Here is a 20195-nt window from a genome sequence, read left to right as displayed (position 1 = left end):
GCGAAGGGCGATGGCAACAGCGACGAGGACAGCAAGCGGATCGGAGCCGGCAGCGGCGCAGCGGCCGCTCACGGCGGAGCCGAGCCATGAGATCGACATCCATCAGCTGAGCAAAAGCTTCCCGCATGCGGCGGGGGGAGAGGCGCAGCACATCCTCCGCGAGGTCGACCTGACGGTGCAGGGCGGGGAGTTCTTCATCCTGCTCGGTCCGAGCGGCTGCGGCAAGTCGACGCTGCTCGGCCTCATCGCCGGCTTCGTCTCCAAGACGAGCGGCCGGCTGCTTGTCGGAGGGCATGAGGTGGAGCGGCCGGGTCCGGACCGGGCGGTCGTATTCCAACAGGCGGACTCGTCGCTGTTCCCCTGGCTGACGGTGCGCGAGAACGTCGAGTTCGGGCTGCGGATGAAAAAGCGCAAGGCCGCCGAGCGCCGCGCCGTCTCGGACCGCTACATCGGGCTCGTCGGTCTGGCGGGCCACGAGGACAAGTTCCCGCGCGAGCTGTCCGGCGGCATGAAGCAGCGCGTGCAGCTGGCGCGCGTGCTGGCCAACGATCCCGCGATCCTGCTCATGGACGAGCCGTTCGGAGCGCTCGACGCGATGACGCGCCGCACGATGCAGCGCGAGCTCGTGCGCATCTGGCGGGATACGGGCAAGACGGTCATCTTCGTCACGCACGACATCCAGGAGGCGCTGCTGCTCGGCGGCCGCATCGGCATCATGTCGCCGGGACCGTCCTCGCGCATCAGCCATATCTACGACGTGCCGCTGGCGTACCCCCGGGACCTCGCCGATCCGGCTTTCCATGAGCTGTACGCCCGCGTCCAGGGGCATTTCGACGAATAGGGGGAGAGGACGATGATCGACAAGACCGCAGGCGGCAGGGCGGCGCAAGCGAGACGGACGCTGCAGGCCGAAAGGCGCAGCGGGCCGGCGGAGGCGGAGTCGCCCGGCGTACAGCCGCCGGCTGCCCGCACGGAGCCGCCCGACGTACAGGAGCTGGCTGCCGGGACGGAGCTCGTTGGCGTACAGGCGCCGGCTGCCGGGACGGAACTCGCTGGCATGCAGGCGCCGGCTGCCGGGACGGAGCTCGCTGGCGTACAGGCGCCGGCTGCCGGGACGGAGCTCGCTGGCGTACAGGCGCCGGCTGCCGGGACGGAGTTCGCTGGCATGCAGCCGCCGGCTGCCCGCACGGAGCCGCCCGACGTACAGGAGCTGGCTGCCGGGACGGAGCCGCTCGGCATGCAGGCGCAGACTGTCGGGACGGAGCCGCCTGCTGTGGGCAGGCGGAGCGGAAGCGACCTGCCGGAGAGCCGGACGGACGCAGCGAGGCGCTCCATCTGGACCGGACGGACGAAGCGGACCGTCCTGCAGGCGGCTTTCTGGGCGGCCTTGCTGACTCTGTGGCAGGGGCTGGCCTCGCTCTACGGCCCGGAAATCCTGCCGGGCCCAGGCCAGACGGCGCTCGGCGGCTGGGAGCTGCTGGCTGACGGCACGCTGCCGGGCTATGTCGGCATCAGCTTCACGCGCGTGCTGCTCGGCTGGAGCCTCGGCAGCATGATCGCGATTCCGCTCGGCCTGCTCATCGGCCGGGTCGAGACGATCCGCGTGTTCGCGGAGCCGTTCCTGAACTTCATCCGCTTCATCCCGCCGATCGCGTTCATCACGCTGTTCCTCATCTGGTTCGGCATCGGCGAGACGTCCAAGGTGATGCTCATCCTGTACGCGACGCTGTTCATCGTGCTGCTCAACACGCTCACCGGCGTGCTGTCGGTGGAGGAGGATCGGATCCGCTCGGCCCGCACGATGGGCGCCTCGAACTGGCAGATCGTACGCCATGTCGTCGTCCCGGCGACCGTGCCGTACATGTTCACCGGCATCCGGCTGGCGATGGGCACGTCGTTCATGGCCATCATCGGCGCGGAGATGATCGCCTCCAACGAAGGCGTCGGCTACCTCATCTGGAACTCGCGGCTGTTTTTCCGCACCGACTGGATCTTCGTCGGCCTTATCAGCCTCGGCCTCATGGGCTTCGTCACCGACCGCGTCGTGGCGCTGCTCGGGCGCAGGCTGCTCGGCCGGTACGGCGTCGTGAGCACGGGGAGCTTGCGGCGGTAGGGAGAGTCTGCAGCAAAAAAAGCGCACGGAGCTTCCATGCGCTTTTTTGCTGCGAGAGCTACTGCAGGCGAAAAGGACTTCGGCAATCAACGCCCGCGTTCGCGGATGCGCTCATGCGTGCCGAATGATCCCCATGGACGGAATTCAGCTGCCCATCCATCTTGGCCGTATGAGGCCCGCAGCCCGTTTAACGAACCTGAGCGACGCTATTTCGCTGCAATCGACGTTTAATTTAATCTAACGAACCCCACGAGCGTTATTCCGTCGCGGAGTCGGTCATTTCGTCGATTTATCGTCCCATAGCGCTTGTGAGGTTCGTTAGAGGTTTCATTTGCCCGATTTGGCGCTAATAGCGCTTGTGAGGTTCGTTAGCGCTTGATACCGGGGAAGGACCTGCCTCAAAATCAAGCAGCGGCGCTGCGCTTCCGTTCGGATGGTCGAAATTCTTGGTGTCATGGTGTATCAACTCATTGCTGGCGTATCAAGTCATCGACGGCGTGTCCGTCTGGAGCGACCCGACGCGTCGTGATGCAGCAGTCCAGCAGGAGGTGCTGGACGCCCATGCCGGCACGGTCGAGGTGCTGCACCGGCTGCGGCCGATCCGCGTCTGCATGCCCCGAGCCGACGAGCATGATCCGTATAAAGATTGAAATTCTCTCCAGATCTGCCGATAGAGAGGGAGGCCCGCCGCATCGCGGAGGGCCGAACACATCAGCCTGGAGGGTCTACGGAAATGAAAAGAACGATCGGAGCCGCAGCTGCGGCTCTGCTGCTAGCCGCGACAGCGGCATGCGGCGGCAATGGCGGCAATGCCGCGAACAAAGCGGCAAGTCCGGCGCCAAGCCCGGCTGCGTCTTCAGCGCCGGCCGCATCCCCGAGCAAAGGCGTCGAAGTCGACAAAGGGCTTCTGAACCACGAGATTACGCTGCCGGCTTCTTTTTTTGAAGGCCAGGATCTCGACGCGGTCATCGCGGAAGCGAAGAAAAGCGGCGTGACGGACGTCAAGCGCAACGAGGACGGCTCCGTCACCTACAAGATGCCGCGCAGCGTGCACGGCAAGATGATGGACGAGATGGAAAGCGGCCTGATGAAGTCGATCGAGGAGCTGAAGGCGGGAGAGACGTTCAAGTCGGTCAAGGACATCGAGCACAGCAAGGACTTCTCGGAATTCACGCTGATCGTCGACCAGGCGGCGTTCGAGGGCTCGTTCGACGCGTTCGCGGCGATGGGCGTGGCGCTGCCCGCGATGTACTACCGGCTGTTCGACGGCGTGCCGCAGGACCAGAACAAGGTGACGGTCAAGATGCAGGACCAGGCGTCGGGCGAAGTGTTCCAGACGGTCGTCTATCCGGACGCGATGGAAGCGATGGGACAATAGCGCGCTAGGCGCGAAGCAGAATCAAGGAAGCCGGGGCCGGCGCAGGCCTCGGCTTCCTTTTTCGCATCCTTGATCTCCTCTTGATGCCTGACAACGCCGCTGCAACCGGATACAATGAGGCCCGTAGGCATTCATCAGCATCCTCGGACGAGGACATCGGGAGGCGGAGCGGGATGGACAGCGGGCTGAAGTTCCGGGAAGACGGCACGTTCACGATCGTGCAGTTCACCGATTTGCATTGGCAAAATGGAGAAGAGGGAGACCTGCGGACGCGCGCGCTCATGGAGCGCGTGCTGGAGGCGGAGAGGCCGGACCTCATCGTGTTCACCGGCGATCTCATCTACAGCGAGGCTTGCGAGGCGCCGCTGGAGTCGATCCGGCAGGCGACAGCGGCCGCGAGCGCGAGCGGCATCCCGTGGGCGGCCGTGCTCGGCAACCACGACGCCGAAGCGGGCGTCACGCGCGCGGAGCTGCACCGGACGCTCCTGGCGCTGCCGGGCAGCCTCGTCGGCGATACGCCGGGCTTGACCGGCTGCGGCAACTATGCGCTGGAGCTCGCCGGGACGGACGGCCGCGCGGCGGCGACGCTTTATTTCCTCGACAGCGGCGACTACTCCCGGCATCCGGCCGTGCCCGGCTACAGCTGGTTCGCGCGCGACCAGGTCGAGTGGTACGCCTCGCATGCCCGCGAGGGGGCACGCCGGGCACGGGACATGCAGGAAATGCAGGAGGCGCGGGATACGCAGGCAGCGGATTGGCCGACAGGCGCGCCTCCCGCGATGATGTTCTTCCATATCCCGCTGCCGGAGCATGCGCAGGCGTGGGAGGCGCACGGCTGCTGCGGCGAGCGGCACGAGGCGGTCTGCTGCGCCCAAGTGAACGGCGGCCTGTTCGCGGCGCTGCTGGAGGGCGGCGACGTGGGCGGCGTCTTCGTCGGCCACGACCATATCAACGACTACGTCGGCGAGCTGCACGGCATCTTGCTCGGCTACGGCCGGGCGACCGGATATGCGACCTACGGCAAGGAAGGCTTTGCTCGCGGCGCGCGCGTCATCCGGCTGAACGAGGGCCGACGGGAGTTCGACACCTGGCTGCGGCTGGAGGGCGGGGAGCAGGTCCGGCAAGCGCCCGCGAAGCGGCAGGCTGAAGGCGAGGAGGCCTAAGCCGGCGAAGATGAAGACGCCCCAGACGCAAGCGGCAAGGCGGCGGACGTGGAGCGCGGAGCCGCCTGTTCCGTCTTCGGCGGCAGCTCTTTCGTCTAGAGAAGAAACCGTTATCATCGCGCTGCCGCTATGCTATACTGGCGCAGAACAAAGGCTCGGACGGCGCCGGATGCGCCAAACCGAGCCTAACTACTAGCACGCCAAGGGAGGAAACACCATGTCCAGCTTGCTCGGCACCAGCGTCATCGCCCAGATCGGCCTTCTCGTCCACGACATCGACAAGACGAGCCGCGTCTACGCGGACTTTTTCGGATTGGACGTCCCAACGCCGATCCTCACCGACGCGCCGGAAATCGCGCGCACCGAATTCGCAGGCGCGCCGAGTCCGGCTCGCGCCCGCCTGGCGTTCTTTAATATGGGCTCCCTGCAGCTGGAGCTGATCGAGCCGGACGCCCATCCGAGCACGTGGCGCAACCACCTCGACGAGCACGGGGAGGGCGTCCACCACATCGCGTTCCAGATCGAAGGCATGGCGGAGAAGATCCGCGTGCTGGAGGGCAAGGGATATCCGCTGCAGCAGAAGGGCGAATACACGGGCGGCCGGTATGCCTACATGGATACGGCGCCGGACCTGAAGGTGCTCGTCGAGCTGCTGGAGAACGACTAGATCGGAACCAAGGGAGGATCAAGCCATATGAACATCCTGATTACGGGCGCGGGCCGCGGGCTCGGGCTGGAGCTGGCGGCCGAGTGCCTGGAGCGCGGCCATCATGTGCTGGCCGGGCTGAGGCGGCCGGACGAGGCGGGGGAGGCGTTCCGAGCGCTGGCGTCCAAGCATGGCGAGCGGCTGGAGGCGGTCCGGCTCGACGTGTCGGACGAGCCCGGCATCGCCGAGCTGGCCGCGCGGCTGAGCGGACAGGGACGGCCGCTCGGCGCGATCGTCAACAACGCGGCGGTGCTGGAGGCGCGCGAGACGCCGATCGAGCGGCTCGACCTGGCCTTCATGGAGTCGACGATGGACATCAACCTGTACGGTCCGATGCGCGTCGCCAAGCATCTGCTGCCGCTGCTGACCGAGCTCGACGCGGCGCTCGTCAACATCTCCTCCGAGGCGGGCAGCCTGACGAACGCTTATCCCGGCGATTATCCCTACACGCTGTCCAAAGCCGCCATGAACCTGCTCACCGAGCAGCTGGCGCGCGTGCTGGCGGAGCGCGGGGCGATCGCGCTGAGCGTGCATCCGGGCTGGATGCGCACCGACATGGGCGGCGAGCAGGCCAAGCTCGATCCGCGCGAGAGCGCCCGCGGCATCGCCGACTTGATCGAGCGGCGGATCGTGGTGCCGGAGGGGTTCCGCTTCGTCGACTACAAGGGCAGGCCGATGGCGATCTGACGCGCAGGCAAGCGGAGCAGGAGAGCTTTCCAGGGGAGCACGGAAGGAGAGGACGAGCATGATCGGCAACGAGGAAGGACGGCGCCAGGCGCGGGAGCGCGGCGTCGCGAGCGTGCTGGAGACGATCGACGTCTCGACGGGGGAGCGGCGCGCGCTCGGCGAGTTCGAGGCGCTCATCGAGGCGCCCAACTGGACGCCGGACGGCAAGCGGCTGATCGTTAACTGCGGCGGGAGGCTGTATGCCTACGAGCTGGAAAGCGGCGCGGCCGAGGAAATTCCGAGCGGCGTCGCGGTCCGCTGCAACAACGACCATGTGCTGTCGCCGGACGGACGGAGCCTTGCGGTCAGCCATCATACGGAGGGCGACGGCCATTCGCGCGTGTACATCCTTCCGGCCGAGGGCGGGGAGCCGCGGCTCGTCACGCCGCTCGGGCCGAGCTATCTGCACGGCTGGTCGCCCGACGGTCGGACGCTCGCGTACTGCGCCGAGCGCGGCGGCACCTACGATGTGTACGTCATCGGCACGGAGGGCGGCGAGGAGCGGCGGCTCACCGATACGCCGGGACTCGACGACGGGCCGGAGTACGCGCCGGACGGCCGACTCTGGTTCAACAGCACGCGCACCGGACTCATGCAGCTGTGGCGCATGGAGCCGGACGGCAGCGGCCAGCGCCAGATGACGTTCGACGACGACCGCAACAGCTGGTTCCCGCATCCCTCGCCGGACGGGCGGCTCGTCGCCTATCTCGCCTACCGCCGGGGAGACGTCGAGCCGGCGGACCATCCGCCGAACCGGCAGGTCGAGCTGCGGCTGCTGCCGGCCGAGGGCGGCGAGTCCCGGCTGCTGGCGGAGCTGTTCGGCGGACAAGGGACGATCAACGTGCATTCGTGGTCGCCCGACAGCCGCGAGCTCGCCTTCGTCCGCTACCGTCCTTTGGGAGGCATCCGAACAGGAGGAGAGGCATGAGCGGACTTACGATCGGAGAGGCGATCCGGCGCATCCAGACCGCGTCGGGCGTCGAGCCGCAAGAAGACACCGTCGACACGCTCAAGGCCGGCGATCCGTCGCAGCCGCTGCGCGGCGTCCTCGTCTGCTTCACGGCGACGGCGGACGTCATCCGCGAGGCGGCGGCCTGCGGGGCGAACCTGATCGTCACCCACGAGCCGACCTGGTACAGCCATCTCGACGAGACGAAAGGACTGGAGGACGATCCGGTGTATCTCGCCAAGCGGGCGCTCGTCGACGGGCACGGCCTCGCCATCTGGCGCTTCCACGACGATTGGCATCGCCGACGGCCGGACGGCATCCAGGAAGGGATGCTGCGCCGGCTCGGCTGGCCGGCTCCGGCGGATGGCGGGCACGGCGCGGTCGTGCAGCTGCCGGAGCAGCCGCTGCGCGAGGTCGTCCGGCAGCTCAAGGAGCGGCTCGGCGTCTCGCATGTGCGCGTCGTCGGCGATTCCGAGTGGATCGTCTCGCGCATCGCGATGCAGGTCGGCGCTCCCGGAGGCGAGCGGCAGATGCAGGCGGCTATGCGGGACGACGTCGACGCCGTGCTGTGCGGCGAGACGGTGGAGTGGATGACCGCCGAGTACGTCCGCGACGCGGCGCTGCTCGGACGGCGGCGGGCGCTGCTCGTCGTCGGGCATTTCCACAGCGAGTCCGTCGGCATGGACTACTTGGCCGAATGGATCGCCCCGCTGCTCGGCGGCGCGCCCGTCGCGTATGCGGCGAGCGGCGATCCTTACCTGTACCTGTAAGCAGGCGAAGCCCGAAGCCCCCTTGGCAGGGGCTTCCGCATGAACAGGAGGCTGTCCCGAGGTCGAGTTCATCGACCGGCCGGGGCAGCCTCTTTTGGATTGGCGGAGGGAGCGGCGAGCGCCATCGAGCCGGGCACGACGACGGTCACGGCCGTGCCCGCGCCCGGAGCGCTCTCGATCTCCAGGCCGTAGCTGTCGCCGAAATAGTACCGGATCCGGTCCTGGACGTTGGGCAGCCCGATATGCTCCATGCCGAGCGTGACCGCCGGCCGCTCGAGCCGCTCCCTCTGCCGGGCCAGCTCCTCCGGCTCCATGCCGGCTCCGTCGTCGCGGATGACGACACGCAGCGCTCCGTCTCCGAAGGACGCCTCGACCTCCAGCCGGCCCGGCTGAGCGGCTCGAGGCCGTGGATGAAGGCGTTCTCGATGAGCGGCTGCAGCGAGAAATGAAGCACGGCCGCGTCCTCCGCGCCGGGAGCGAGCCGCTCCGTGTAGGCGATGCGGCCGCCGAAGCGCATCTGCTGGATCTGCACGTACAGGCGGATGTGCTGCAGCTCCTCGCGCAGCGGCACGATTTCCTTGCCCGTCTGGATATGCAGGCGGAACAGGCGGCCGAGCATGCCGATCGTCTCGGCGATGCCGCGCTGGCGGGCGACGATCGCCTGCATCTGGATCGACTCCAGCGCGTTGGCCAGGAAGTGCGGGTTGATCTGGCTCTTGAGCGCGCCGTACTGCGCCATCTTCTGCCGGGCCAGCATCGTCGAGGAATGCTCGACCTGCGCCTGCAGGTCCTCGGCCATGCGCCGGATGCCGTTGTACAGAACGCCGAGCTCGTCCTTGCGGTCGCTGCGCAGGTCCGTCGGCAACTTGCCGACGCCGACGGCCCGCACGTGGCGGCTGAGCACGATGATCGGCTTGGTGACCCGCTCGGACAGCAGGTAGTGGAACAGCAGCGCGGCTCCCGCCGTGGCGAAGGCGAAGCCGAGCAGCAGCAGGCGCAGCTGCTTGGCGTCCTGGGTCATCCGGTACTCCTCGATGGACTGGATGACCTTCCAGCCGGAGTAGGGAGAGGTGACGAAGTTGAGGTACGAGTCGCGGCCGGATACCGGCGCGTAGAAGTCGCCGCTGGCTTGCCCGAGCACCCGGTCGAGATCGACCGCCTCCATCCCGGAACCTTGCCTGCCTGCGGCTCCGTCCGAGGCGTAGACGAAGCCGCCTTCGCCGTCCACGATGAGGAAGCGGCGGTCGCTGTTCTCCGACAGGCTCAGAATCTCGCGCAGCGAGTCGAGCCGGATGTCGACGAGGATGAGGCCGAGCGGCGTCTTGGTGCCGGTCTTGTTGATGACGCGGGCGATCGAGATGACCTCCGCCGTCGTATCCGTCCGCAGGAAAGGACGGTGGGTGCCGAAGATGACGGGCGCTCCTTTGGCCGCGAGCGTGCGCCGATGCCACTCCTCCCCGGAGACGTCCGTGTCGCTGTAGCTCGAGCGGTTGAAGTCGGCCGAGTAGAAGATGCGCTGCCCGGCGTAGATTTGCACGCTGTCGACGTTCTTGATCGTCATCTCGATCGTACTGATGAACTGCTCGATGACCGGCCGGTAGAGCAGGCTGCGGTCCTCCTCCGGATGCGCGGCCGATTGCTCCAGCGCGCCCTGCAGCTGGGCGTCGAGCTGGGCGGAGTAGGTGCCCTTCTCGATGCTCTGCAAGTACTGGTCGATGTTGAAGCGCAGGTTGTTGAGGAGCAGGCCCGAGCTGTTCTGGTATTCATGCTTGGCGGCCTGCAGCGCGGCGTAATATACCGTGCCGGCCATCGCGACGAGCGGCAGCGTGACGAGCAGCAGCGCCAGCGCCAGAATCTGCCGGTTCACCTGATGGAGGCGCAGGACGCGCCCGATCGCGCCCGTCAGGGCGCTCAACCGCTCCACGCCCCCGTGCGCTTGCGGTATTCCGTCGGACTGAGGCCGCAGCCTTCGCGGAACGTCTTGGCGAAGTGCTTGTAGCTCTTGTAGCCGCACAGCTGGCCGACGTCGGCGACGAGATGGCGCGACTCCCGCAGCAGCTTCTGGGCGTGGCGGATGCGGATGCCGGTGACGAAGGCGAGGTAGTTCTGGTCGAGCTTGGCCTTGAACAGGCGGCTGAGGTAGGAAGGGTGGTAATAGAACCGCTCCGCCACCATCTGCAGCGTGACCTCCTGGGCGAGTCGCTCCAGGATGAACGCCTCGATCTGCTCGAACAGCGTCGGGCCTTCCGCCGGCAAGACGGCCGGCCCGTTCCCCAGCGCGGCCGGCTCTCGCACGCCTTGCCCCAGCGCGGCCTGCCCCTGCAGGGCTTGTTCCTCCGCCGAGGCCGGTTCGCGCAGACTCTGCGCCGCCGCCTCCTCCAATGCCGGTTCCCACGAGTCGGCGCCTTGCCGTCCTGCTTCCAGCAGTGCCCGCTCGTGCGCGCCCTGCTCCTGCCGCCGGCGCTCCACGCCCTCCAGACAGCGCGTGACGGCGGCGAGGCTTTCCTCGTAGAGCAGCGGCTTTAGCAGGTAGTCCTCGATGCAGCCGAGGCGGATCGCCCGCTGCGTATACGCGAAGTCCCCGTACCCCGTCAGCACGACAAAAGCCGTGTTCGGCAGCTCCGGACGCAGCCGCTCCAGCATCTCCAGCCCGTCCATCTCCGGCATGCGGATGTCCGTCACGATCAGATCGGGCCTGGCGGCGAGCGCCAGCTCCAGGCCCTCGCGGCCGTTCGCGGCCTCCCGGATGTCGGTCACGCCCAGCTCCGGCCAGTCCAGGTAATGCTTCAGTCCCTCGCGGATGACCGGCTCGTCCTCTACGATCAGCAGCTTGTACATCGGCTCATCCTCCATCGGTCAAGATGCGTTGTCGGCTTGGATGAGCCTATTATACGGCATGCGGGATGGAGAAAGGAGGAAAGAAAAGCCAAACGAAGGACGGCGGACCGAACAGGTCAAAAATGGACCCCAAAGGTCAAATCCGAGGGATTCCCTCGCACCGGCCGCCCGGGCTAAGCTGGGTAGCAGCAAGACAAGAGCCGGTCAGCGGCACAATCAGGGGGATGAGACGATGCAACGAAAAGCGAAGCGTGCCGGCGCTCTGCTGGCGGCGGTGGCGGCGATCAGCATGCTGGGAGCCTGCTCCGGCGGGAACGGCAATGGCGGCAATGCCGGCGCTCCGTCGGCGTCGCCGGCGCCGAGCGCCGCGACGAACAGCAGCGGCGGAGAGGCGGCTGCGGCCAAGCCGGTCGAGATCACGTGGTGGAACTTTCCGACGTACCAGCCGCTCGACGGCGAGGTCGGCAAGTACGAGAAGGGCATTCTCGAGGCGTTCAATCGGAAATACCCCGAGATCAAGGTCAACCTGGAGATGATTACCTTCGACGGCGGTCCGCAGAAGCTGAACGTGGCGATCGCCACGAACTCCGCGCCCGACCTGATCTACGACGCGCCGGGCCGTATCATCGACTGGGCCAAGAAGGACCTGCTCGCGCCGCTCGACGACATGATCCAGCCGGACGTCAGGTCCGACATCAACGAGGCGTTCTGGAAGCAGTCGACGGTCGACGGCAAGACCTACCTGTACCCGGTCAACACGGCTCCGTTCCTGATGGGCGTCAACAAGACCGTCTTCGAGAAGATCGGCGAGCTCGACCTGCTGCCCCTGGACCGGCCCGACCGCACCTGGACGGTGGACGAATTCAAGAAAGCGCTTCAAGCGGTCAAGGACAAGGCGCCGGACGTCACGCCGCTCGGCTTCTACGCCAAGAGCCAGGCGGGCGACCAGGGCACGCGCGCCTTCCTCGCCAACCTGGGCGGCTCGCGCTTCCTGAACGAAGACAACAGCGCGGTCGCGATCAACACCGACCCGGCCGGCCAGGCGCTGGACTGGATCGCGCAGGCAGCCAAGGACAAGACGATCGTGCAGGGCGCCGCCTCGCTGGCGGCGGCGGACGTGAACGACCTGTTCCTGCAGGGCAAGCTCGCCTTCACGATCAACTACTCCGCCGTGCTGCGCGCCCAGAACGCCACGCTCAAGAAGGCCGAGTTCGAGGACGTGCTGCTGCCGTATCCGACGGCGGACGGCTCCAAGCCGAAGCTCGAGCCGTACCTGGGCGGCATGGCGATCTTCAACAACGACAACCCGGACAAGATCGCCGCGGCCAAGAAGCTCATCGACTTCATCGCGAATGACGCGGAGTGGGGCAAGAAGAACCTGATCCAGACCGGCGGCCTGTCCGTGCGCAACTCCGTCACGGGACTGTACGACGACGCGGAGTACAAGTACGCGGAGACGGCGCGCGCCTTCATCACCGACCCGCCGACGATCGCCGACGGCTATGCCGAAGTGCGCACGTTCTGGTTCCCGGCGCTGCAGTCCGCGCTGCTCGGCTCCTCCAGCGGCAAGCAGGCGCTGGACGAGTTCGCCTCCAAGGCCGATGCGGCCATCGCTGCCGCCAAGTCGGGCTCCAAGTAAATTTCAACGGGCAGGAAGCCAGGAGCAGCGCGCCGCGGTGCGCTGCTCTTTCTTTTTGCCGGGAAAGGAAGTGCGGCCATGCAGGCTGTCCTCAACTCAAGAAGGATCTGGCGCGATTGGCTGACCAGCTATCTGTTCGTGCTGCCGGCGCTCGGGTTTTTCCTCCTGTTCGTCGCCTACCCGATGCTCAAGGGCATCTACATCAGCTTCTTCCATTATTCGCTCAGCCGCTTCGACTTCGCCGGCCTCGACAACTACCGGTTCCTGCTGCAGGACTCCGGCTTCCGCAAGTCGATGCTCAACACGATCCTGATCGTGCTCATCGCCGTGCCGGTCGTCATCGGCTTCAGCCTGTTCGTCTCCATGGCGGTGTACCGCAAGCAGGAGTGGGTGCGCTCGCTGTTCCGGGGCATCTTCTACCTGCCGGCCGTCTCCTCCGTCGTCAGCATCACGGTCGTGTGGGCGTCGATCTACCATCCGGTCTACGGCATCCTCAACTATGTGACGAGCCTGTTCGGCGCGGAGCCGGTCGTCTGGCTCGGCGATACGCGCACCGCGCTGCTCGCGCTCGTCGTCGTGCTCATCACGACGTCGGTCGGCCAGCCGATCATCCTTTACATCGCCTCGCTCGGCAACATCCCGACATCCTACCTCGAGGCGGCGCGCATCGACCGCGCGACGGAGGGGCAGATCTTCCGCAAGATCATCTGGCCGATGCTCATGCCGACCAACCTGTACATCATCGTCATCACGACCATCAACACGTTCCAGGTGTTCGCCATCGTGCAGCTGCTGACGTCGGGCGGGCCGATGTACGCCACCTCCACCGTCATGTACGGCGTCTACGAGCAGGCGTTCATGCTCGGCAGCTTCGGCATCGCCTCGGCGATGGGCGTGCTGCTGGCCGTCGTCATCGGCATCATCTCGTTCATCCAGTTCCGCTTCCTCGGCAGCGACGTGGAGTATTAGGAGGATCATCGCATGAGCAAAAACACCGAAACCATGCCGTCCGTCCGCCGTCCGGGGCTGACCCGGCGCGCGAGGCCCGAGGGAGCGGTCCGCAACGCCCGCCTCGGCATCGGAGGCATCCTGTCGCAGGCGCTGCTGCTCGTCCTGGCGCTGCTGTTCGTCTTTCCGTTCTACTGGATCGTGACCGGCGCCTTCAAGGTGCAGAACGTCGCCGTCGCCATCCCGCCGGAGTGGTTCCCGCTCGACCCGACGCTGGACAATTTCCGGGCGCTGTTCGCGAACCCGGTGTGGCGCTGGGGCTTCAACAGCTTCTTCGTCGCGGGCTCGGAGATGGCGCTCGTCTGCCTGACCGCCTCGATGGCGGGCTACGCGCTCGCCAAGCGGAGCTTCCCCGGCCGGCAGGCGATCTTCATCCTGTTCGTCGCCGCGATGGCGCTGCCCAAGCAGGTCATCCTCGTGCCGCTGTTCACGATGCTGGCCGACTTCGGCTGGATCGACACGTACCGCGGCCTCATCCTGCCGGCCGTCGGCTGGCCGTTCGGCGTCTTCCTGATGAAGCAGTTCGCCCAGACGCTTCCGTCCGAGCTGATCGAGGCGGCCAAGATCGACGGCTGCTCGGAGGCGAGGCTGTTTGTGCGCATCGTGCTGCCGCTGCTCAAGCCGGCGCTCGGCGCGCTCGCCATCTTCACGTTCATCAACGCCTGGAACGACTACTTCAGCCAGCTCATCCTGACGCGCTCGACGCCGATGATGACGCTTCCGCTCGGCATCGCGACCCTGCAGGGCGAGTACACGACCCCGTACGGGGTGCTGATGGCCGGCGCGGCGCTCGCGTCGCTGCCGATGATCGCGATCTTCCTGCTGTTCCAGAAGGCATTCACGCAAGGCATCACGATGGGCGCCGTCAAGGGCTGACCTGCCGAGGAGGAGAAAGGATATGGACACAGCTGGGCAAAGGAGAGCGGTCGGCATGGAGGGGAAGGCGCAGGCGCGGCCGGGGATGGGGCTGGGGATGGGGATGGAACTGGGGATGGAACTGGGGATGGAACTGGGGATGGAAGGAGCCGCGGCCGCTGACCGGCTGTCGCGGTTCCGGGGCGTCACCGTCGCGATGTACTCGGCCTACGGACCGGACGGAGAGGTCAGCGCCGAGGCGGCGCGCCGGCTGGCGCGGCATTATGCCGGCACCGGCGTGAGCGGCCTCTACGTCGGCGGCAGCTCCGGCGAGGGCATGCTGCAGACGGCCGAGGAGCGCAAGCTCGTGCTGGAGGCGGTGCTGGAGGAGGTCGGCGGCGAGCTCGCCGTCACCGCCCATGTCGGCGCGGCCTCGACGCGGGAGAGCGTCGAGCTCGCCCGCCATGCGGAGCGGGCCGGGGCGGACGCGGTGTCCGCCGTGCCGGCGATCTATTACCGGCTGTCCGAGGCGAGCGTCGAGGCGCACTGGCAGGCGATCGTGGACAGCACGGAGCTGCCGTTCCTGATCTACCACATCCCGCAGACGACCGGCTTCCAGCTCGGGCTGCCGCTGCTGGAGCGGATGGCGCGCCAGGACAAGGTGATCGGCGTCAAGATTTCCGCCGAGAGCACGTTCGAGCTCCAGCAGTTCAAGGCGGCGGGCGAGCGGGCGAAGCAGGAGGCTGTGGCGGAGGCCGAGGCTGCGGGCGAGGGCGGCGACGACGAGGCGAGGGGCGGGCGGCTCCTAGGCGCCGGGCGCTTCCTCGTGCTGAACGGTCCCGACGAGCAGTACCTGGCGGGCCGCAGCATCGGGGCGGACGGCGGCATCGGCGGCACGTACGGCGTCATGCCGGAGCTGTTCCTGGCGCTGGAGCGGTGCTATGCCGCCTGCAGGCTGGCGGAAGCCCGATTCTGGCAGGCGGAGATCAATGCGATCATCGCCGAGCTGCTGCGCTTCCCGTCGCTGTACGGCGGGTGCAAGGCGATGCTGCGCTTGCGCGGCATCGAGACCGGCCAGCCGCGGCGGCCGCTGCGGCCGGTCGAGAGCGAAGCCGATCTGGCCCGGGCGGCGAGCCTGAACGCCCGGATCGCCGAGCTGGCCGCGCGCGCCGCCTCGGGCGCTGCCGACGGCGCGCGGGAGGGGCGGAGATGAGCGGGGCAGGCTTTCTTATTCCGCCCCGCTCGCTCATCGTCTCCTGCCAGGCGCTGGAGGGCGAGCCGCTGCATGGCGGCGACGCCATGGTCAAGATGGCGCGGGCGGCCGTGCAGTCCGGCGCGGCGGGCATCCGCTGCAACGGAGCGTCCGACATCCGGGCGATCCGCGAGGCGGTCGACGTACCGGTCATCGGGCTCATCAAGCGGACGATGCCGGGCTCGGACGTGTTCATCACGCCGACGGCCGAGGAGATCGGGCGCATCGCCGAGGCCGGCGCGGACATCGTCGCGCTCGACGTCACCGACCGGGAGGGCCGGCTGGAGCAGGCGCAGGCGCTGATCGCCCTGGCCCGGTCGCGCGGCCTGCTCGTCATGGCGGACGTGTCCACGCTGGAAGAAGGGCTGGCCGCCGCGCGGATGGGCGCCGACCTGGTCGGCACGACGCTGGCGGGCTACACGCCCTACAGCCGGCAGCTGCCGGGGCCGGACCTGCGGCTCGTCGAGGAGCTGGCTGCGGAAGTGACGGTGCCGATCATCGCCGAAGGGCGGATCTGGACGCCGGAGGAGGCCGCCGCCGCGCTCGCCTGCGGCGCGCATGCCGTCGTCGTCGGCAGCGCGATCACGCGGCCGCAGCGGATCGCGGCGCGCTTCGCTGCCGCGCTGGCGTCCGGCGCGAGCGCGCAGGGCCGGGCCGCAGGCGTCGATTCAAGCGATGCGGATACCTTCGCAGGAAGCGTGAGCTTCGTGAAGGCGGCCGACGAGAACGGCAAGCCGGAGGCAGACGCTGCGCAGGCAGCCGGCGCAGGAACGGGCTTGCCGGAGGCGATGGACGAGAACGGCAAGCCGGAGGCGGACGCTGCGCCAGCAGCCGGAGCGGTTCAGCCGCAGGAGCGGGGCGCGTCATGATCGTCCATGACGGCCGCTCCTCGCTCGCCGTCGGCGTGGACGTCGGCGGAACGAAGATTCTCGCAGGCTTGATCTCCGAGGCGGGCGAGGTGCTTCGGAGGATGGAGCTGCCGACGAGGGCCGGCGAAGCGGACCCATGCGCCCGCATCGTGGAGGCGATCGAGTCGCTGGGGGCCGAGGGAGCGCTGCCTCCGGTTCGCGGCATCGGGGTGGGCACGGCGGGGCAGGTCGAGTGGAGAAGCGGCTCGATCCGCCATTCCTCCGCTCTGCTGCCCGGATATACGGGAACGCCTCTGCGCCAGCTTCTGGAGGATCGCTTCGGGCTGCCCGCGCTCGTCGACAACGACGTGAACGCTCTGGCCGTGGCGGAGCTTCGGCTCGGCGCGGGAAGAGGCTGCCGCGACTTCATCTGCGTCGCGCTTGGCACCGGCGTCGGCGGAGCCGTCGTGTCCGGCGGCCGCCTGATGCGCGGGGCTTGGGGCGGCGCGGGCGAGCTCGGCCATCTGAGCGTGGACCGGCACGGACCGCGCTGCATCTGCGGCAGCCGCGGCTGCCTGGAGCTGTATGCCTCCGGCACGGGCATCGCCGCCGGGCTGAAGCGGCGGCTCGAGGCGGCCGGGCTGCCGGCGGACGGCGCGGATGCGCGCGCCGCCGTCTCCGGCTGGCTCGCCGGCGACGACGTGCATGCCGCATCGGCTGTCGAGGACGCGCTCGATGCGCTCGGCGCGGCCGCTGCTTCGCTCGCGCATGCGCTGAATCCGCAGCGCATCCTGATCGGCGGCGGCGTCGCCGATGCGGGCGAGCCGTTTTTCGCCGCGCTGCAGGCGCGGTTCCGCGAGCATGCGATGCCGTCGCTGGCGGCGGGAGTCGAGCTGCTGCCCGCTGTGCGCGGCCGCGACAGCGGCCTGATCGGGGCGGCGCTGCAGCTGTGGGAGGACGGGGCCATCGGCGTAGGCTCTCGCGAATTCAGCTAGGTGAGGGAGCCGGACATGCACTTAAAAGAATCAGCGAGGAGAAGGAGTCCGGAGCGCCTTGATCCATCCGCCTGCCCGACGGGCCGAAGGGGCGGAGCAGGGGCGGACGATCCCGAAAGGAGGCGAGGCCCGGCCGGCACAGCGCCGGCAGACCGAGTGAACGTTCCGACACGAAGCTTCATTCGTCAAGCAAGATGTCGGAAGGAAGGCCATCATCGACCTGAAAAAGGAGAGATCAAGATGAACCATCCCGGACAAGCGGGCGCCCGCCGAAAAATCCTGCCCTCCACTCCAGCCAGGCTTTCTCCAGCCTCGTCCGTCCCAGCGCGCGCTGCCTCCCGCAGGGCCATCCGTCCTCGCCGCCTCGCCCTGCTCCTGCTGGCGCTGGCGCTCCTGCTGCCGGTGCTGCTTCCTGCGGGAAGCGAGCCGGCCTACGCCGCCTCGCCGGACGGCCGCGTGCTGTACAGTACGCCGAACCGCTCGTACAACGGCGCGAGCGACTACACCGACCTGACCGCCAGCCTCCCGGCGGTCGCCTCGCTCGCCCAAGGCGCCATCTCGGTACGCTTCAAGACGAGCAGCGCGGCCCAGGCCAAGACGCTGCTCAGCACCTCGGACGTGCAGGACCCGTCGAGCAACTTCTCGCTCACGCTGAACGGCGGCACCGTCTATGCGGAAAACCGCGAGAACGGAACGTATGCCACGCAGATCAGCGCTTCCGGCAGCTGGAACGACAATGCCTGGCATACCGCCGTGCTGAACGTAGACGCCTCCGGCACGAAGCTGTACGTCGACGGCAGCCTGCGCGGCAGCAGCGCGTCCACGGCGTTCTTCTCGTCCGTCACTGGACTGGACGGGCTGTGGGCGGGCCGGAATGTCGACAACGGCGGCGGCCAATGGTTCTACGCCGGCGACATCGCCGAGCTGTCCGTGTACAGCCGTCCGCTGTCGCAGCTGGAGATTCAGGAGGACGGCGGGCAGCTGCCGGCTTCCGCGGCGCTGTTCCGCGAAGGACGCGCCTTCAACGGCACGAGCGACTACACCGACCGCACGGCCCAGCTGGGTCAGGTGTCGGGGCTGGCGCATGGGAGCATCGCCGCCCGCTTCCGCACGACGAGCGGCGCGGCCGCCAAGACGCTGCTCAGCGCATCGGACAGCGGCGACCCGTCCAGCAACGTCACCTTGTCGCTGAACGGCGGCACCGTCTATTATGAAGCGCGCGACAATGGAGCCTACTCGGCGCAGATCAGCGCGAGCGGCAGCTGGAACGACGGCGAGTGGCACACGGCCGTCGTCACCGCGGGAGCGGGCGGCACCCGCCTTTACGTCGACGGCGAGCTGCGGGGCTCATCCGCGAACGCGGCCTTTTTCGCCTCGGTGACCGAGCTCGACGGCCTCTGGACCGGTCGCAACGTCGACAGCGGCGGCGGCCAGTGGTACTTCGCCGGCGACATCGACGCCGTCGCCGTCTATCCGTCCGTGCTGACAGCCTCCCAGCTCGCGCTCGTCGGCGCGACGTTCTCCGAGACGATCCTGTTCGACACCTCGGACGGGCTCGGCTACGGCGAATACCGCATTCCGTCCATCGTCTCCACATCCAACGGCACGATCCTGGCCGTCGCGGAAGGCCGCCAGGGCGGCGACCAGACGCCGACCGACCTCGTCCTGCGCCGCAGCACCGACGGCGGCAAGACGTTCGGCGCCAACGTCATCCTCTCGCCGGGCAAGTCTCAGGGCTACGCCGAAATGAACCCGATGCTGCTCGCCGAATCCGGCAGCGGGCGCGTGCATCTGCTGTGGAGCCGCTGGAAATGGGGCGCCTGCCAGTTCTTCATCCGCACGAGCACCGACCATGGCGCCACCTGGGGCGCGGCCCGCGACATCACCTCTGTGCTGGATGCGTACAAGTCCGCTTCCAGCCCGAGCTACTTCGCCAACCTGGCCGGGGCCGGCATGGGCCCGGGCCATGCGATCCAGCTGGCCGACGGCAAGCTCGTCGTGCCGATCTACCTGACCGTGAGCGGCTGGTCGAACAGCACCGTCGCGGCGATCTACAGCTCCGACGGCGGCACCACCTGGTCGGCGGGCCCGCTCGTGCCTAATCCTTCCGGCTACGGGCGCATCCACGAGAACATGATGATCCAACTGTCCGACGGACGCCTCATGACCAACATGCGCAACCCGGGCAGCGATTACCGCGCCGTCTCCGTCAGCTCCGGCGTGACGGGAGCCTGGAGCACGCCGTACTCCGACCTGGCGCTGCCGGACCCGGTCTGCCAGGGCAGCCTGCAGCGCTACGACGCCTCGACGATCCTGTTCACCAATCCGGCGAACGTCTCCACGCGCACAAGCATGACGATCCGCATGAGCGCCGACGACGGGTCCACGTGGTACCGCTCCAAGGAAATTTATCCCGGCACCAACGGCTACTCCGACATCGCCGTCTCGCCGAATAAGTCGATTTTCGTCTTCTACGAGAAGCCGGCCGGGCAGAAGATCGCCCTCGCCAAGTTCAACAAGGCGTGGGTGGAGTCTCCCTAATTGAAGAGAGAGTCTTACCGTCTCGTAATCGACATAAAAGCGTCCAGCCCCGCAACGCGCGGAGCGGGACGCTTTTTTCTTTTCTGGCCTCAGGGTCGCGGACATAGAATCGCCTAAGCTAGGGGCATCCATTGAAAATGACAGAAGTAGCCTCACGAAAAAAAACGCGCCGAAAGGACGGCATCCCCATCCTCTCGTCGCGTTTCGGCGTCTAACCCGTCCTACTTCTCTTCTTCCTCGATCGCCTCTTGAACCGAGGCTTGGAATTCCTCCTCGTTCAGCGAAGCCAGCTTGTCTCCGTATTGGTCGAGGCGGCCCGGACTGCTGGACGGCCCGTCGTTTTTCGGCTTGCTGTTGCGTCCTGACATGGATCTCCCTCCTTTCGCGGCTCCTAGTGTCCCCGTCGCAATAGGG

General features: G+C 67.6%; 19 protein-coding genes and 1 pseudogene. 16 read left to right on the top strand and 4 right to left on the bottom strand.

Annotated features, from left to right (window positions below):
* Nucleotides 1–10 precede the first annotated feature (10 nt).
* The 9 genes from HGI30_RS19660 to HGI30_RS19620 all read left to right on the top strand — a co-directional run bounded on the left by HGI30_RS19660 (nucleotide 11) and on the right by HGI30_RS19620 (nucleotide 7805).
* Nucleotides 11–841 carry an ABC transporter ATP-binding protein gene (locus HGI30_RS19660; RefSeq protein WP_168909071.1) on the top strand — a complete coding sequence of 277 codons (831 nt, stop codon included), beginning with the start codon at nucleotides 11–13 and terminating at the stop codon, nucleotides 839–841.
* Between the two features lie 522 nt (nucleotides 842–1363).
* Complete coding sequence (locus HGI30_RS19655; protein ID WP_235680462.1) at nucleotides 1364–2113, top strand: ABC transporter permease; 750 nt, start codon at nucleotides 1364–1366, stop codon at nucleotides 2111–2113.
* A gap of 470 nt (nucleotides 2114–2583) precedes the next feature.
* Nucleotides 2584–2763 carry a hypothetical protein gene (locus HGI30_RS19650; RefSeq protein ID WP_168905843.1) on the top strand — a complete coding sequence of 60 codons (180 nt, stop codon included), beginning with the start codon at nucleotides 2584–2586 and terminating at the stop codon, nucleotides 2761–2763.
* Between the two features lie 83 nt (nucleotides 2764–2846).
* Nucleotides 2847–3491 carry a hypothetical protein gene (locus HGI30_RS19645; protein WP_168909070.1) on the top strand — a complete coding sequence of 215 codons (645 nt, stop codon included), beginning with the start codon at nucleotides 2847–2849 and terminating at the stop codon, nucleotides 3489–3491.
* A gap of 173 nt (nucleotides 3492–3664) precedes the next feature.
* Nucleotides 3665–4654, top strand: a complete 990-nt coding sequence (locus HGI30_RS19640) for a metallophosphoesterase family protein (protein ID WP_168909069.1) — start codon at nucleotides 3665–3667, stop codon at nucleotides 4652–4654.
* A 217-nt stretch (nucleotides 4655–4871) separates the two neighbouring features.
* A complete protein-coding gene (locus tag HGI30_RS19635; protein WP_168909068.1) occupies nucleotides 4872–5321 on the top strand; it encodes a VOC family protein in 450 nt (149 codons plus the stop codon).
* Between the two features lie 27 nt (nucleotides 5322–5348).
* Nucleotides 5349–6047 carry an SDR family oxidoreductase gene (locus HGI30_RS19630; RefSeq protein ID WP_168909067.1) on the top strand — a complete coding sequence of 233 codons (699 nt, stop codon included), beginning with the start codon at nucleotides 5349–5351 and terminating at the stop codon, nucleotides 6045–6047.
* A gap of 58 nt (nucleotides 6048–6105) precedes the next feature.
* Complete coding sequence (locus HGI30_RS19625; protein WP_168909066.1) at nucleotides 6106–7014, top strand: TolB family protein; 909 nt, start codon at nucleotides 6106–6108, stop codon at nucleotides 7012–7014.
* Nucleotides 7011–7805 carry a Nif3-like dinuclear metal center hexameric protein gene (locus HGI30_RS19620; protein ID WP_168909065.1) on the top strand — a complete coding sequence of 265 codons (795 nt, stop codon included), beginning with the start codon at nucleotides 7011–7013 and terminating at the stop codon, nucleotides 7803–7805. The genes HGI30_RS19625 and HGI30_RS19620 overlap by 4 nt, the downstream gene beginning before the upstream one ends.
* 68 nt (nucleotides 7806–7873) lie before the next feature.
* Here the strand turns inward: HGI30_RS19620 and HGI30_RS23695 are convergent, their stop codons facing one another.
* The 3 genes and pseudogenes from HGI30_RS23695 to HGI30_RS19610 form a co-directional block, all read right to left on the bottom strand.
* Nucleotides 7874–8140 carry a sensor histidine kinase gene (locus HGI30_RS23695; RefSeq protein ID WP_407945046.1) on the bottom strand — a complete coding sequence of 89 codons (267 nt, stop codon included), beginning with the start codon at nucleotides 8138–8140 and terminating at the stop codon, nucleotides 7874–7876.
* Between the two features lie 173 nt (nucleotides 8141–8313).
* Nucleotides 8314–8826 (bottom strand): annotated as a pseudogene (locus HGI30_RS23690) (sensor histidine kinase); the annotation flags it as partial.
* An 890-nt stretch (nucleotides 8827–9716) separates the two neighbouring features.
* A complete protein-coding gene (locus HGI30_RS19610) occupies nucleotides 9717–10643 on the bottom strand; it encodes a response regulator transcription factor (protein WP_168909063.1) in 927 nt (308 codons plus the stop codon).
* Between the two features lie 232 nt (nucleotides 10644–10875).
* On the opposite strand from HGI30_RS19610, the gene HGI30_RS19605 reads away from it, so the two are divergent.
* The 7 genes from HGI30_RS19605 (at nucleotide 10876) to HGI30_RS19570 (ending at nucleotide 19781) form a co-directional block, all read left to right on the top strand.
* A complete protein-coding gene (locus tag HGI30_RS19605; RefSeq protein ID WP_168909062.1) occupies nucleotides 10876–12282 on the top strand; it encodes an ABC transporter substrate-binding protein in 1407 nt (468 codons plus the stop codon).
* Nucleotides 12283–12360: 78 nt separating this feature from the next.
* Nucleotides 12361–13251: a carbohydrate ABC transporter permease gene (locus HGI30_RS19600; RefSeq protein ID WP_168909061.1), complete on the top strand. Its 891-nt coding sequence runs from the start codon at nucleotides 12361–12363 to the stop codon at nucleotides 13249–13251.
* 12 nt (nucleotides 13252–13263) lie between these two features.
* Nucleotides 13264–14166 carry a carbohydrate ABC transporter permease gene (locus tag HGI30_RS19595; RefSeq protein ID WP_235680205.1) on the top strand — a complete coding sequence of 301 codons (903 nt, stop codon included), beginning with the start codon at nucleotides 13264–13266 and terminating at the stop codon, nucleotides 14164–14166.
* Nucleotides 14167–14188: 22 nt separating this feature from the next.
* Nucleotides 14189–15358: a dihydrodipicolinate synthase family protein gene (locus HGI30_RS19585; RefSeq protein WP_235680204.1), complete on the top strand. Its 1170-nt coding sequence runs from the start codon at nucleotides 14189–14191 to the stop codon at nucleotides 15356–15358.
* Nucleotides 15355–16266, top strand: a complete 912-nt coding sequence (locus tag HGI30_RS19580; RefSeq protein ID WP_168909060.1) for an N-acetylmannosamine-6-phosphate 2-epimerase — start codon at nucleotides 15355–15357, stop codon at nucleotides 16264–16266. Before HGI30_RS19585 ends, HGI30_RS19580 begins: the two co-directional genes overlap by 4 nt.
* Nucleotides 16263–17240, top strand: a complete 978-nt coding sequence (locus tag HGI30_RS19575) for an ROK family protein (RefSeq protein ID WP_168909059.1) — start codon at nucleotides 16263–16265, stop codon at nucleotides 17238–17240. The genes HGI30_RS19580 and HGI30_RS19575 overlap by 4 nt, the downstream gene beginning before the upstream one ends.
* A 240-nt stretch (nucleotides 17241–17480) precedes the next feature.
* Nucleotides 17481–19781, top strand: a complete 2301-nt coding sequence (locus HGI30_RS19570; protein ID WP_168909058.1) for a LamG-like jellyroll fold domain-containing protein — start codon at nucleotides 17481–17483, stop codon at nucleotides 19779–19781.
* Nucleotides 19782–20002: 221 nt separating this feature from the next.
* On the opposite strand, the gene HGI30_RS19565 is transcribed toward HGI30_RS19570, so the two are convergent.
* On the bottom strand, nucleotides 20003–20149 hold the full coding sequence (locus HGI30_RS19565) for a hypothetical protein (protein WP_168909057.1): 147 nt from the start codon (nucleotides 20147–20149) through the stop codon (nucleotides 20003–20005).
* Nucleotides 20150–20195: the final 46 nt, after the last annotated feature.

Origin of the sequence: Paenibacillus albicereus (assembly GCF_012676905.1) — a bacterium.
Classification (GTDB): domain Bacteria; phylum Bacillota; class Bacilli; order Paenibacillales; family Paenibacillaceae; genus Paenibacillus_O; species Paenibacillus_O albicereus.
The sequence above is the reverse complement of the archived record's forward strand: the minus strand, read 5'-3'. Positions and strand labels throughout refer to the sequence as shown.

Bases quoted from the DNA above. Each gene is read 5' to 3' on its own strand.
- HGI30_RS19605 (WP_168909062.1), top strand. From the start codon at position 10,876: ATGCAACGAAAAGCGAAGCGTGCCGGCGCTCTGCTGGCGGCGGTGGCG.
- HGI30_RS19610 (WP_168909063.1), bottom strand. From the start codon at position 10,643: ATGTACAAGCTGCTGATCGTAGAGGACGAGCCGGTCATCCGCGAGGGA.
- HGI30_RS19630 (WP_168909067.1), top strand. From the start codon at position 5,349: ATGAACATCCTGATTACGGGCGCGGGCCGCGGGCTCGGGCTGGAGCTG.
- HGI30_RS19660 (WP_168909071.1), top strand. From the start codon at position 11: ATGGCAACAGCGACGAGGACAGCAAGCGGATCGGAGCCGGCAGCGGCG.
- HGI30_RS19620 (WP_168909065.1), top strand. From the start codon at position 7,011: ATGAGCGGACTTACGATCGGAGAGGCGATCCGGCGCATCCAGACCGCG.
- HGI30_RS19595 (WP_235680205.1), top strand. From the start codon at position 13,264: ATGAGCAAAAACACCGAAACCATGCCGTCCGTCCGCCGTCCGGGGCTG.
- HGI30_RS19575 (WP_168909059.1), top strand. From the start codon at position 16,263: ATGATCGTCCATGACGGCCGCTCCTCGCTCGCCGTCGGCGTGGACGTC.
- HGI30_RS19565 (WP_168909057.1), bottom strand. From the start codon at position 20,149: ATGTCAGGACGCAACAGCAAGCCGAAAAACGACGGGCCGTCCAGCAGT.
- HGI30_RS19600 (WP_168909061.1), top strand. From the start codon at position 12,361: ATGCAGGCTGTCCTCAACTCAAGAAGGATCTGGCGCGATTGGCTGACC.
- HGI30_RS19585 (WP_235680204.1), top strand. From the start codon at position 14,189: ATGGACACAGCTGGGCAAAGGAGAGCGGTCGGCATGGAGGGGAAGGCG.
- HGI30_RS19645 (WP_168909070.1), top strand. From the start codon at position 2,847: ATGAAAAGAACGATCGGAGCCGCAGCTGCGGCTCTGCTGCTAGCCGCG.
- HGI30_RS19640 (WP_168909069.1), top strand. From the start codon at position 3,665: ATGGACAGCGGGCTGAAGTTCCGGGAAGACGGCACGTTCACGATCGTG.
- HGI30_RS19625 (WP_168909066.1), top strand. From the start codon at position 6,106: ATGATCGGCAACGAGGAAGGACGGCGCCAGGCGCGGGAGCGCGGCGTC.
- HGI30_RS19580 (WP_168909060.1), top strand. From the start codon at position 15,355: ATGAGCGGGGCAGGCTTTCTTATTCCGCCCCGCTCGCTCATCGTCTCC.
- HGI30_RS19635 (WP_168909068.1), top strand. From the start codon at position 4,872: ATGTCCAGCTTGCTCGGCACCAGCGTCATCGCCCAGATCGGCCTTCTC.
- HGI30_RS19570 (WP_168909058.1), top strand. From the start codon at position 17,481: ATGAACCATCCCGGACAAGCGGGCGCCCGCCGAAAAATCCTGCCCTCC.